This is a genomic window from Streptomyces thioluteus (assembly GCF_039535865.1).
The window spans coordinates 1-12,444 of sequence record NZ_BAAAXZ010000104.1 but is presented as its reverse complement, the minus strand read 5'-3'; the positions used below and the strand labels follow the sequence as shown (position 1 = coordinate 12,444).

General features: G+C 74.4%; 10 protein-coding genes and 1 pseudogene. 3 read left to right on the top strand and 8 right to left on the bottom strand.

Annotated features, from left to right (window positions below):
- Nucleotides 1-164: 164 nt before the first annotated feature.
- Together ABD794_RS13575 and ABD794_RS13570 are read left to right on the top strand one after the other, a co-directional pair.
- The gene (locus ABD794_RS13575; protein WP_344963401.1) at nucleotides 165-770 is read left to right on the top strand and encodes a hypothetical protein; all 606 of its coding nucleotides are present in this window, start codon (nucleotides 165-167) and stop codon (nucleotides 768-770) included.
- A 110-nt stretch (nucleotides 771-880) separates the two neighbouring features.
- Nucleotides 881-1,291, top strand: coding sequence for a hypothetical protein (locus tag ABD794_RS13570; protein WP_344963399.1), 411 nt, complete (start codon nucleotides 881-883; stop codon nucleotides 1,289-1,291).
- A 51-nt stretch (nucleotides 1,292-1,342) separates the two neighbouring features.
- Here the strand turns inward: ABD794_RS13570 and ABD794_RS13565 are convergent, their stop codons facing one another.
- The 5 genes from ABD794_RS13565 to ABD794_RS13545 form a co-directional block, all read right to left on the bottom strand.
- The gene (locus ABD794_RS13565) at nucleotides 1,343-2,338 is read right to left on the bottom strand and encodes a zinc-binding dehydrogenase (protein WP_344963397.1); all 996 of its coding nucleotides are present in this window, start codon (nucleotides 2,336-2,338) and stop codon (nucleotides 1,343-1,345) included.
- Between the two features lie 61 nt (nucleotides 2,339-2,399).
- Nucleotides 2,400-3,842 carry an MFS transporter gene (locus ABD794_RS13560; protein ID WP_344963395.1) on the bottom strand — a complete coding sequence of 481 codons (1,443 nt, stop codon included), beginning with the start codon at nucleotides 3,840-3,842 and terminating at the stop codon, nucleotides 2,400-2,402.
- 214 nt (nucleotides 3,843-4,056) lie between these two features.
- A complete protein-coding gene (locus ABD794_RS13555; protein ID WP_344963393.1) occupies nucleotides 4,057-5,034 on the bottom strand; it encodes an NsdA family TPR-like regulatory protein in 978 nt (325 codons plus the stop codon).
- Nucleotides 5,035-5,765: 731 nt separating this feature from the next.
- Nucleotides 5,766-6,152 (bottom strand): hypothetical protein, encoded by a 387-nt coding sequence (locus ABD794_RS13550; protein ID WP_344963391.1) that lies wholly within the window; start codon nucleotides 6,150-6,152, stop codon nucleotides 5,766-5,768.
- Nucleotides 6,153-6,504: 352 nt separating this feature from the next.
- Nucleotides 6,505-7,245 carry a hypothetical protein gene (locus tag ABD794_RS13545; RefSeq protein WP_344963389.1) on the bottom strand — a complete coding sequence of 247 codons (741 nt, stop codon included), beginning with the start codon at nucleotides 7,243-7,245 and terminating at the stop codon, nucleotides 6,505-6,507.
- Nucleotides 7,246-7,295: 50 nt separating this feature from the next.
- On the opposite strand from ABD794_RS13545, the gene ABD794_RS13540 reads away from it, so the two are divergent.
- Nucleotides 7,296-7,430, top strand: coding sequence for a hypothetical protein (locus ABD794_RS13540; protein ID WP_344963387.1), 135 nt, complete (start codon nucleotides 7,296-7,298; stop codon nucleotides 7,428-7,430).
- A gap of 205 nt (nucleotides 7,431-7,635) precedes the next feature.
- Here the strand turns inward: ABD794_RS13540 and ABD794_RS13535 are convergent, their stop codons facing one another.
- From ABD794_RS13535 to ABD794_RS13525, 3 genes and pseudogenes are all read right to left on the bottom strand, one after another.
- On the bottom strand, nucleotides 7,636-9,867 hold the full coding sequence (locus ABD794_RS13535) for a hypothetical protein (protein WP_344963385.1): 2,232 nt from the start codon (nucleotides 9,865-9,867) through the stop codon (nucleotides 7,636-7,638).
- A gap of 7 nt (nucleotides 9,868-9,874) precedes the next feature.
- Nucleotides 9,875-11,578: a hypothetical protein gene (locus ABD794_RS13530; RefSeq protein WP_344963383.1), complete on the bottom strand. Its 1,704-nt coding sequence runs from the start codon at nucleotides 11,576-11,578 to the stop codon at nucleotides 9,875-9,877.
- A gap of 316 nt (nucleotides 11,579-11,894) precedes the next feature.
- A pseudogene (locus ABD794_RS13525) lies at nucleotides 11,895-12,444 on the bottom strand (hypothetical protein); the annotation flags it as partial.

The window sequence follows — 12,444 nt, the reverse complement described above, 5'->3', positions numbered from 1 at the left end:
TGGCATGCGCGGGGCGGTGCTCGCGGCCGACGGGCGCACATGGCCGGATTCATGCGCCCCCTAGTGCGCCTCATACGCCTCCCTGAATGGCCGATTCCGGGAGTAGCGTCCCCGTCACGCTCAAGCCCGGGGCACATGCCGGGGCGACACCGAGGGGGACGGCCATGAGCGCAGGGGAACCACCCGATCCGTCGGTCCCGCACGGCACCCGCTTCTGGCCTCGCGTGTGGCTGTACTGGGCGACCGGCGGGGTGGCCCTGGTGCTGGGGGCGGTCCTGCCGGTGCTGCTGCAGGACGGCTCCTCCGGGAACAAGTCCGACCCCCCTGTCCCGCCCCCCACCTCGTCGAGCCCGCCGGGCCCCGGACCGTCGACTTCCGGCCCGCCGTCGCCCACGCCGCCTCCGCCCACCACGCCCTCACCGGCCTCACCGACCCCGTCGACCCTCCGCATCGCGGCCAGCGTCGTGAGCGTGCTCTCCCAGGGCGCGGTGAGCCCGGGCGTCACCCGAATACAGGTGAACGTGACGTTCACCGGTCTCAAGGGGCGGACCGCCTACATCAAGTGGCACACGTACAACGACGCCACGAAACAGACCATCGGTCTCGACTACACCGTCCGCTCCCCCGCGCTGGGCTGGGACGTCACCAACTGGCACCCGACGTTCTCGGTCGTCAACCCCACCGTCCACTGGCAGCTCCAGGTGACGGCCTTCGGGCCCGACGGCGCCCAGCTCGCGACCAATCACTCCAACTTCACGTTCTCGTCCTGAACCCGGCACCCGCTCCTGGAAATCCGTTCGAACCGACTGCAACCGCCGTCGCGCTTTTCACGTGTTCCTCAATGAAGCCCCCACAACGGGCCCTCAAGGGAGGATCACTGATGAACCGCGCATACCGCCTCGCCATATCCGGTGTTCTGACGGCCGGCCTCGTCGCCGGCGGCGCCGCCACCGCCTTCGCCGCGGCCCCGGCTCCCGCCGCCGCCCACAAGGCCGTTGCCGCCGCCAAGCCCGCGCCCAAGCCCGCCCTCACCGCCCAGGCGAGCGCCCAGGCCGTCAAGGCGTGGCAGGAGTTCCGCGTGACCGGCAAGGCCACCGCGATCAAGCCGGGCACCACGGTCACCCTCCAGCAGCAGAAGGGCACCAAGTGGACCGCCCTCCCGGCGAAGGTCACCGTGAACAAGAACTCCACGTACTCGATGCGCGTCAAGCTCGGCATCAAGGGCAAGAACACCCTCCGCGTGGCGGGCGGCGGCGCGGTGTCCGCCCCGTTCGTCGTCACCGTCCGCTGATCCGGCTCCTCCCCGGCCCTGCAACAGCACTGCGGGCCGGGGAGGTTGGGATCATCCCCGTTCGCCGCCGACCCGTACCACCACCGCCCCCAGCCGCCCCTCCTCCACCCGGCGGTGCGCCTCGGCGATCGACTCCAGCCCGTCGAGGACCCGGTCGACCTCCGGGGACAGCGCCCCCGAGCGCAGACCCGCGTCGACGAAGGCCACCGCCCGTCGCAGCCGCTCCGCGTCCTCCAGTACGGCCGCCGGCCCGAACTCCAGGACGTTGAGCGGCCATTGCGCGGACCACGGTTCGGCCGGGCCCCGGACGACGAGCGTCCCGCCCCGGGCCACCGCGCCCGCCAGCCGCGCCGGCCCCGGCCCGCCGCCCTCCGTGTCGAGCACCAGCCGGACGCCCCGTCCGCCGGTCAACTCCCTGACGCGCTCGACGAGATCACCCTCGTCCAGGGCGATCGCGTGCGCGGCGCCCGACCGCAGCAACCGCTCCTTCCGCGCCCCGGACGCCGTGACCGCGATCGGGTCGGCGCCGGCGAGGCGGGCCGTCCGGACGACCGCCATCCCCGTCCCGCCGGACGCGGCCGTGATCAGCACCGGCTCCCCCGGCCGCAGCGGGCCGGTCCGGTCCAGCACGTCGTACGCCGTGAGGTACGGCAGCCACGCCGCGACGCCGGTGACCGCGTCCACCCCGCCGGGCCTGCGGAACACCGCGTGCGCCGGGACGGTGACGCACTCCGCGTGGACGCCGCGCGCCGAAAGGTCCCCGGTCGCCAGGAGGTTCACCGCGTCCCCCGCGGCGCACTCCGTCACATCCGGCCCCACGGCCACCACAACTCCCGCAGCCTCCGCGCCGATCCGGGAGCCGGGCAGCACGGGCGGGCACGGAGACCGGCCGGCCCGGAAGAGCACGTCGGCCCGGCCCACGCCCAGGGCCTCCACGCGCACCCGGACCTCCCCCGCCCTCGGCCCCGGCCCGGCGACGTCGGATTCCGCGAGCCGCAGCACCTCCGGCCCGCCGGTCCCGTCGAACAGCACCGTCCTGGCCCCCATCGCCACCCCCTGGCTCGGCCGTCACCTGACTCCGCACACTTGTCCGTGCGTCGGCCGGGTGTCAACGGGCGGATTCCGGCGCTCCGTCCGGTACTTCCTCCGGCGCCCCGTCGGGGCGGGCCGCCTGCCGCCTCGTGATCACGAGCCCCAGCAGCGCGGTGACCACCCCGCCCGCCGCGAGGATCCACCAGGCGGGCCGCACGGCCGAGGCGAAGGCGGCCGCGTCGGTCAACGGGGCGCCGTGCAGACCGGCGTTGAGGATCGCGCCGAGGACGGCGACGCCCATCGCGAAGGACGACCGGCCGAAGGTCGTGATCATTCCGGAGGCGAGCCCGGCCCGGTCCGCCGGCACCCCCGAGACGCCCGCGCTGATGAACAGCGGGGTCGACAGGCCGACGCCGATCCCGAAGAGGGCGTACTCCACGGCGATCAGGGCCCGCGAGGAGTCACCGGTGAAGAGCGCGACCAGCGCCCCGCTCACCGCGAGCGCGATCCCCGCGCCGACCAGCAACGGCCGCCTGCCGTACCGCTGGGCCAGCCGGCCCGCGCACACCGAGGAGACCGCGAGGGCGCCCGCGGGCACCAGCATCCACAGACCCGCCTCCGAGGCGGACATCCGCAACGGCTTCTGCAGATAGATCGCGGTGAGGAAGAAGAACCCCCCGAACGTCCCGAAGACGGCCGTCGCCGCGGCGACCGCGCCGCCGAACCTCGGGTCGCGGAAGAGCCCCAGCTCGATCAGCGGTTCCCTGCGACGGCGCTCGTAGGCGAGCAGCGCGGCGAGCGACGCGACGACGACGGCGAAGCAGGCGATCACGACCGGCGCCGTCCAGCCGGCCTGCGGCGCCTCGATCACTCCATAGGCCAGCGGCCCCAGCAGGGTGATCACCAGCAGCTGCCCCAGCGGGTCCGGGCGGCGCGGCCGCTCGGCCTTCGACTCCGGGACGGCGCGCAGCGCGACCAGGGACGCGACGATCCCGAAGGGGACGTTCAGCCAGAACACCGCCCGCCAGCCGACGGCGTCCACGAGCACCCCGCCGACCACCGGCCCGATGGCCAGCCCGAGGCCGTAGCCCGCCAGCCACAGGCCCATGGCCCGGACCCGCTCGCGTTCCACGGGGAAGGTGTTGGCGACGATCGCCATGGAGACGGGGCCCAGCCCCGCCGCCCCGACGCCCTGGAGGATCCGGAACCCGATCAGCACGGGCAGTGACGGTGAGAGCGCGCACAGCACCGAGGCGACGGTGAAGATCGCGACGGCCGCCATCAGCACCCGTTTGCGCCCGATCCGGTCGCCGGTCGACCCGGCGTAGAGCATCAGCGTGGCCGTCGCCAGGCTGTAGGAGGCCACGGCCCACTGCATCCCGGCGACGGAGGCGTGCAGATCCCGCTCCATGGCGGGCAGGGCGACGTTCAGCGCGGTGACGTCGATGCCGACCATGACGATGGCGGCCGAGCAGACCGCGAGAACGAGGTTGCGCCGGTGGGGGGTGAGCGCGGGCACGACGGGCGTCCTTTCCTGCGGGGTCTTCTCCTTCGACCCTCCGCCCGTGCGGGCCCGCCCGCCATCGGGCGTCCGGAGGACCGCCGGGACGCCGCCTATCCCCCGATCGACGGACCCGATCCGCGCCGCGCCCCCTCCCCGCACAGCGCCACCGACCCCGCCCCCGCGACCCGGTGCCGGCCGGCTTCGGCAACGAGGTGGCTCAAGCGGCAGCTCAAGCGGCCTGGAGCTGCGCTGCCCGCTCGTTGAAGTCCGCGACCAGCGGATGCCTGCCGAACGGAACCATCCGGCGCTGCACGCCCCGTACGGCTTCCACGCAGCGCGACGACTTGACCCGGCGGGCCAGGTCCAGCGCGCGGACCCCGGCCGCGTGCGCGGATTCCAGGTCGCGGCGCTGCAGGTGCGCGACGGCGAGCGTCGCCTGGGACATGGCGCCGCGCCGGGCACGGTTCTGCTTGCGCGCGTGGGTGATCGAGCGGCGCGCGTGCTCCTCCGCATGCCCGGGACGGCCCAAGTCCCGGAAGGTGTTGGCCCATTCGCCGCCCAGATATGCGGGATCGATGAACTTCGCCCACTCCGGCTCGCGTTCCGGCACCACTGCGTCGTACACGCGCTCCGCCTCGTTGACCGCGTGACCGGCGGCCTTCCCATCCCCGAGCACCGCGAGCGCGCGGGCCTCCAGCGTCCACAGGTCCGCGAGACAGGCCGGCGCATGTGTCCGCGCGAGCCCCTGCCGGCCGGCCTGGGCGAGCCGCCGCCCCTCGGCCGGGTGACCGAGCAGCGTGGCCTGGTCGGCCATGCCCGCGAGGACGTGCGCCCCGAGGGCCGCGTCCTTCGACTCCTCGGCCAGGCGCAGGGCCTGGGTCAGGTACCGCTGTGCGGTGCCGTGCTCGCCGTTGTCGAAGGCCATCCAGCCGAGCAGGTACGTCTGTTCGGCCGCGGCCTCGCACAGCGCCCGGCGGACGTCGTCGGTGTACGTACGCCGGAGCAGCGGGTAGACGTGCTCGTTCATGTACGCGGCCAGGGCGAGCCGGCCGGAGCCGCCGCCTTGGAAGATGTCCATCTCCTGGAAGGCCCCGAACATGTTGCGGACGGCGGTGACGTCCTCGAGGCACACCCGGCGCCCGGCCTTCGGCGCCCCGTCGAGGGTGTTGAGCAGCCAGTCCCGCGACGGACCGACCACGGCGGCCACGGCGAAGGGTGCCCCTGCCAGGAATGCTCGGCACACTATCCACGTCTGTCTAACCCACTCTGCTAGCGGACTCGACCGTCATGGCCCACGACGGGCTGTAGACAGCGCCCGGTCGATGTCCGGCCGGCCTACGCACAAGCCGAGGTCGTACGTCGTGAGCGCGATACCCGAAGGCGCGCGAGAAGTAGGTCCGCCAGGATCGCCGGAACCGCGTGCCTCGGGGCTCTCCCCGCAGCCACCGCCGGACGCGGACGCGTCGGACGAGACGTGGGGCTGCCCCCACTCGACGGCAGCGACCGGACGGCGGTGCGAGTTCCCCCCGGCTCCAGCCCGAACGGCCGCGACCATTCGGCGAGCTTCGCGTTCGAATCCTTCACCACTGCCACCCAGGTGTTCGACAGGTCGGGCGGATTCACCACGGTTCACCACCCTCTTCGAAGCTACCCGCTACGGGGCCCGGCAGTTGGCTGTTGCGTGACATGCACGACGACCCGGCAGCGAGAAGGGACCCCTCGCATGAACAGCGCACGCCGCCCGGACACCCGGACCGACGCGCCCCGCCCATGATGACCGGCGAAACCGCCCCTCTCGACCTGGTGCACACATCCGCGCACGCGGCCGACGCGTACGCGCGGATCCTCGACCGCGACGCGCGCTTCTCGCGGACTGCCTCGACGAGTGAGCATCAGGCGGCTACTCCTGCAGCACCAGCCGCCCCAGCAGCGACACCCTCAGCCCGAACCGGTCCGCGTGGACCAGCCGTTGGCCCACCGGCACCCCCGCTCCCCGACCGTCGCCGTCGCGGGGTCCGTCGCGTAGAGCTCGTACTCCTCGACCAGGAGGCGGTACTCGGACAGCGGGAGCAGCTGCGGCGCCGGGGGGACCAGGTCGCCGGACCAGGTGAAGGACTGGGCCGTGGGGACGCAGGTGAGTTCCAGGACGGTGCCGGTGCCGGCCCAGTCGAGGTCGCCGCCGCCCGCCGCGCGGCGTTCGACCGTGGCGAGGACGCGGCGGCGCTCGCGGCCATGGCGGCCCGGCCCGTGCCGGCGCGGGCGCCGAGGGCGTTGGAGGAGACCGGGCCGCTCAGTTCGAGGCGGACCCGCGCCGGTCGCCGTCATCGTGGCCGTGATCGTGCGGTCGGGGAGGGGCTGGAGGAAGTCGGCGGTGGTGATCTTGGAGAGGTGGAGGGGGGCGACGGAGTACGGGCTGGTAGCGGGCCAGGGCCAGGCGGACGTACGGAAGTAGGCCGGGTCCGGCAGGGCGATGTCGATGTCGCAGACCCCACAGGCGGAGTTCGGGGTCGAAGGCCGGGGCGAAGGCGGGCGATCGAAGCGGTGGCCGGAGCGCCGTTCACCGGTTCGGCGAGGGCGATCCCCGTGGCCGTCCGCGCCGCGTTCGGGAAGTTCGCCGGCGTCAGGGCCGGCAGGGGCGTCGCGTCCGTCCAGACCGGGTCCGTGGCGCAGCGGGTCGTCAGCTCGTCGGGGAGGCCGAGCCCAGGACCACGGCGAGGAGTTCGTCGTCGCCGGAGGAGAACCAGGGGCGGCGGAGGTGGACGCGGAAGCCGGCGTGCCGGCGGGTGCGGGTGACCCGGTGCTGGGCGTGGTCGACGGCGCTCTCCCAGCGGACCGTGGGGACGAGGTGGCTGACGTCGGGCGGTTCGGGGCGGCGGGAGGCGGGGACGGCCAGGGGCCGGAGGCGGGGCCGGTGCGCGTGATCAGCTCCGGGCGTTCGGTGATCGCCGGGTGGAAGTATTCGCGGAAGCGCGTGGTCGCGACGGGGGGTGTACGTGACGTTGCGGTGCCGCGTGTCGCGGAACTCGTGGCGGATGCCGAAGAGGGAGCGGTCGTCGTCGAAGGGGCGGAGTTCGAGGTCGCCGACGCGGTCGTGGGCGTCGACGCGGCGCGGCGCGTCCTCCGCGACGTCGTCGGTCCATTCGCTCCACGTCGCGTCGATGTCGATCCGGCCGGTGCTGCGGGCATGGGAGCGGACCCGTCCGATGAGGGGGGTGGAGGTCCTGCCTTCCTCGCGGGGGAAGGTGAGGGGCCCCAACTCGGGCGCGGCCAGCGGCTTTTCCACGGCGTGGACGAGGGTGAGCTCCACCCAGGGGGTGATCATCCAGTTCTCGCCGTCGGCCGCCGCGGCCGTCAGTTCGTCCTTCTTGCCCTGCGGCAGCGCCGACCAGACGGCGGAGTCGGCCAACAGGCGCCACATGCCGAAGAGTTCGAGGTCGGTCGCCGTCGAGGCGACAGCTCATCCGGACGGTGGCGACCGTCGCCTTGGGCAGCCGGACGGTGAGTTCGCGCTCCAGGAGGCCGCTCCAGACCGGCGGCCCGTCCCCCTCGACGATCTTCAGCCGCAGCGGCTTCGCCTGCGGCCAGGGCCCGGGGAAGTCGTAGGTCTCGTTGAGGCCCACCCCCGGCAGCCCGCGCAGGGACAACCCCTCCGGCGGGGACGTCCGGCAGGTAGGGCAGCAGCAGTTGGGCGGCGTCGTGGACGACGTACTCGCCCGGCTTGAGGCCGGCGCCGCGCGCCACGGGCAGTCCGGTCAGCGCCTCGGTGTCGTGCGGTCGTGCTTGGCGACGTGGATCTCGCCGAAGAACTTCAGGTCGCGGGTGATGGACGGGTTCTCCGGAGGCTGACGACGGTGTCGAGGTAACTGCCCGCCTCGCGGCCCGCGTCCAGGGCCCAGCGCCGCCGGACGGACAGCGGGGACCGAGGGGCCGAAGACCTCGTCGTACGCCCCGTGCCGTTCGGCCGTCTGCAGCGGCGACTTGGGCGGGCCGACGTGCCGCTCGTCGAATCCGCGGTTAGCGCCGGTCGAGGTGATCGACGGGCGTGTCCGCCGCGTGGTCGGGGACCTGGGTGTTTGCGCAGGGCCGCCCAGGCGCCGGCCGGCATGGGCACCCCGTCGTCGTCCACCGTGCTGCGGATGACCAGCCGGGCCTCGGACTCGCCCTCCAGGAACGGCCACCGGGGCACGACCACCGGCGGGGGGACGGGCTCCCAGCGCCGGTGGGCGACGGGGGCGGACGCCGCGTCCCCGAGGGCCTCCGCGTCGAGTCCCGGCCCGTTGCCCGCGAGGTCGCACAGCCGGGCGCGCAGCCGGTAGGTGTGCCCGTAGCGCAGGGCGGGCAGCGAGCCGGGCTGCGGGCGGAAGGTGGCGTCGAGCGGGAAGCGCGGGTCGGGCGTGGACGCGGGCACGGCGGGCCGGTCGTCGGGGCCGAGGGTGCGGCCGGGCGGCGGGGCGGCCAGGCACCAGCCGTGCCAGCCGAAGAGGGCCTGGTGGGCGTAGAGCTGGTCCGCCGCGTCGTGGCTGACGGCGGCGGCCTTGACGTGCCCCTCGTCGGGGGCGACGGCCAGCGGCAGGGGCGGCTGCCCGGCGCGCCGGATCGCGTACGTGCCGGTGCGCGCGCACAGCGGGCGCCAGACGGCGACCGTCCCGGTCGCCGGGTCGACGCGGCCGACGTCCACCCGGTAGCCGCGGACCAGGTGCGAGGCGTCGAGGACGGCCGCGGGGACCGCCTCCCCCGCCGGGCCGACGCCGGCCGCGTTCCGGGCGTCGGCCTCCATCCGGTCGGCGAGTTCCACGTCCCGGCCGTCCTGGAGCACGGTGAGGCCGGCGCCGTGCAGCGCGGGCGGCGCGGTGGTGTCGGGGGCGGTGGAGGCGCGGGGGTCGGTGAGCGCGGCCGAGCGCCTGGCCGACGATCCGGGAGAACTCGACATACGTGAGAGCCGCGCCGTCCAGGTCCCAGGTCGGTGACGAGCGTCCCGGGGCCGCCGAGGCGCAGCATGCGCCGCCCGTACGGGCCGTCGTCGGGGGCGTACGGCTCGAAAGCGGGCGCCGGTTCCGGGGACGTAGCGGAGGTCCGTCCAGGGGCGCAGGCTCTCGTCCTCGTTCAACCGCCCCTGCGGGTCGGCGAAGTGGACGCGGGCCAGCCACCGGTCGGCGAGGTCCGGGGGCGGACCGCGACCAGGTCCAGGGCCAGGCCGAAGCGGCGCAGCAGCTCCGGGTAGTCGGCGAGGAGGGCGCAGGCGGTGTGGAAGTCGAAGTCGGGGCGCGCGGGGCGGGGGCTGGTCCGCCGGGACCGCGGGCCGGTCGTAGAAGCGGTACGCCTCGGCGAAGTTGTGGACGGCGGCCTTGGCGCGGTAGGCGTCGCCGGAGCGGTCGATGGTGCGGGGGGCGGTACGGGTTCGGGGATGATGCGGCCGGGGCGCCGGCAGACGGTGAACCGAACAGCCCGTCGAGCGCGGGGTACGTGCCGGCGACGGCGCGCGCGAAGTCCAGTACGGGGGTGGTGAGGGGGGAGTGAGGAGGTCGTCGAGCGTGGGGTGGTCCCAGCTCGGCGGGGGCTCGGCGGCCGCGGTTGTTCCGGTGGTGCCCTCGCCGCCGCCCGGCGGGAAGGCGCGGCGCTGCGCGGTGGCGGTCGCGGCGGTCTCGTAAAGAGTGACGGCCCGGTCGTGCACGTCCCGGCCGGGGTACGAGCGCAGGACGGGCGGCTGGGCGTCGGCGGTCAACAGGGGCCCGCCGGGCGGGTGGACGGGGGTGGAGAGCGGGAAGAGCCGTGGCCACAGCGCGCTGTCGGCGGGCGGGAAGCGGCCCTGCCGCGGGGCGGCCGGCACGAGGACGCCGGTGCCGCCGGCGCCGGGCGCGCGGAACTCCACCCGCAGCGCGGCGGCGTACCCGGCGAGGGTGGCGGGCCAGTCGTGGAAGCCCGCGAAGCCGTCGAGGGTGGCGGCCCCGGTCAGGCGCGGGCTGACGAGGACGGTGAGCCGGAGCCCGCCGTCGGGGGCCGTGCCGTCGGGCAGGACGGTCCACCGGATCTGTTCGGGCACGGTCGGCTCACCTCACGCTCGCGAAGGCGGTGCAGTATTCGTCCACCGGGTCGCGCCGCAGACCCGTCACGGGGTCCGGGTAGGGCGCCATCATCTCGGCGAACGTGGGCGGCCGGACGGGCTCGGGGGAGCCGGCGGCCAGCGGCTGCGGCGGCGGGCCGGACCCGGCGAACCGCTTCTCGCACTCCAGGGTCACCGACTGCGACCAGAAGCCGATGTGCACGCTGATGGTGATGCGCGCCCTGCCGTACACGGTGCCGCCGGCCGATTCGTAACTCAGGTCGAGGCAGAGCTCGATGGAGGCGGAGACGATGCCGAGGACGTCCACCTCGCCGCGGGCGCGGAAGTAGCCGGTGATCCGGCACTCCCCGGTGTCCGCCTCCAGCCGGAAGTAGATGCCGGCCATCACGGAGACGCTGCCGGAGGCGACGCCGAAGTCCAGGGACACCGCGGCCCCGAACTCCAGGGCGGCCTCCAGGACGGCGACGTTCCTGGGCGTGAGGACGATGCCGAAGAACCCGCCGCCGCCGAGCATCGACACGGTGAGCCGGAAGGGCGCCCTGCCGGGTGCAGAAGGAGAAGCCGATCTCCAGCGGGCGGCCGACGAAGGGCAGGTCGAGGTAGGCGTCGAGGCGGATGTTCTCCAGGCTGAACACGCCGACGGCGAGGTTGGGCAGCGGCAGTCCGTAGCGGGCGGTGATGCCGGAGGGCGTGACCTCGATGCCGGGCGGGTCGCTGAACCCGTCCACGGGGGATGAGCTGCCGCAGCGTCTCGACGAAGGAGAGCGGGCCGGTGAAGCGGACGCCCGTGGAAACCCGACGTCGATCTCCGGTTTCCGACCGGCGCGTTGGACGAGGCGGACGTGGTCGAAGGTGAGGTGCATCGCCGGGAACCCCGGCACCGAGGACGAGGTCGAACTTCTCCAGCGAGCAGCTGATGTCGGCGCCGGAGGGCACGTCGGGCCGGAGCGAGCCGTGGAGGTCGGCGACGAGGGAGAGGCGACCGCCCTGCGGGCCGGGACGAAGACGGGGTCGTCCGCGGGCCATCGGGTGAGGACCGGGTTCCATTCGAGGCGGGTGTTGACCGTCTCCGGCAGCTTGAAGCCCTGGGCGGCCTTCTGGAGGGCGTCGCGGAGGGAGAGGACCTGTCCGGCGGCGGCGGTCCAGGTGTCGGCCTGCTGCGGATCCGGGTGAGGAGCGTACGGATGCCCGGATCGGCGTTCGCCGGAAGGGAGTCGACCAGGTCGGTGAGGGCGGTGGTGAAGGCGGCGAGGGCGGTGTCGAGATCCTGGAGGGTGACGGGCGGGGCGGCGGCCGTGAGGTGCTGGCCGAGGAAGGCCGCGATCAGCTCGGCGAAGCGCCCGGCGGCATCGCGCACCCGCGCGGCCGCGGGCGGCAGGACCGGTGCCGCGTTGCCCACCAGGTCGCGGACGCGGCGCAGGTCGGAGAGGAAGCCGGTGACGGCGCTGACGGTCTCGGTGAGGAAGTTCGGGACGTGCAGCGGCGGGAGCGGGGACGTCCGGCGCGAGCTTCTCGACGATGTCGGCGAGGGAGAGGACGCCGAGGAAGTTGGCTGTCGAGGAGGCCGAGGACGTCGAGGGGTGGAAGAAGTCGGCGGGGTCGAACTGCCCGTTCGCGATCTTCTCCACCGCCGCCGCCCCGGCCGCGGCCCCGGCCACCGGCCCGGAGATCCGGGACAGGCCCGCCACATCGAAGCTCGGCGCGACGAGCCCGCCGGAACGGTCGCGCCGGCTCTGGAAGTCCATGACGGAGGCCCTGGGCCCCGGCGGGCAGGACGCTGAGGAAGACCTCGCCCGGGTTGCCCGTCCGGGCCCCCGACGTCGCCTTCTCGAACCCGGACAGGGCGTAGCGCCGGGCGTAGGAGACGGGCACGGCCGCGGCGTTGCCGGTGAGCCCGGCGACGGCGGGCAGCGCGGCGTTGGCCCAGCTGAGACTGGGGGGATGAAGTGCGCCTCGCCGCCCGGGTCCGGGACGGCCAGGGCGGGCGGTGCGGGCGGCGCCCCAGATCAGATGGACGGCGTCGACGCTGGTGTCGCCGGGCTTGTCGGGGGTGCGAGGGCGACGGACTGGCCGAGGAGTTCGGCGCTGGTGAGCACCGGGGGCTCGGCGGCGACGGCCGCCTCGGCCGGGTCGGCGGGGTGGAGCGGGCGTTGTACTCGGCGAGGATCGCGGCGAGTCGGCCGCCCGTGCTCAGATGCTCGGGGACGAACTGGAGCGGGGTGCGGAACTCGATCGGTCCGCCCCTCGTGGTCCAACCGCCGTGACCTTGAAGCGGAACGGGTCCTCGGTGTGCGTCGCGGGGAAGAAGGGGGCGAGGCGGGCGGGTCGGGGTGTTGACGAGATCGGGGGTACAGGGTGTCGAAGCCGTACGCGGGTGAAGGGGATACAGCAGGTTGGCGAGCGTGGTCGGCCGGACCGCTCCCCGTAGGGAGTCGGCGCGTCGGGTCGTACGTACGCAGCGGCTGGCGCACGACCACGAAGACGCGCGGAAGAGGTAGGCCGCACGCGGGTCGGTGAACTTCCGCTCCACGACGGTGACGACGCCGCCGGTGCCCG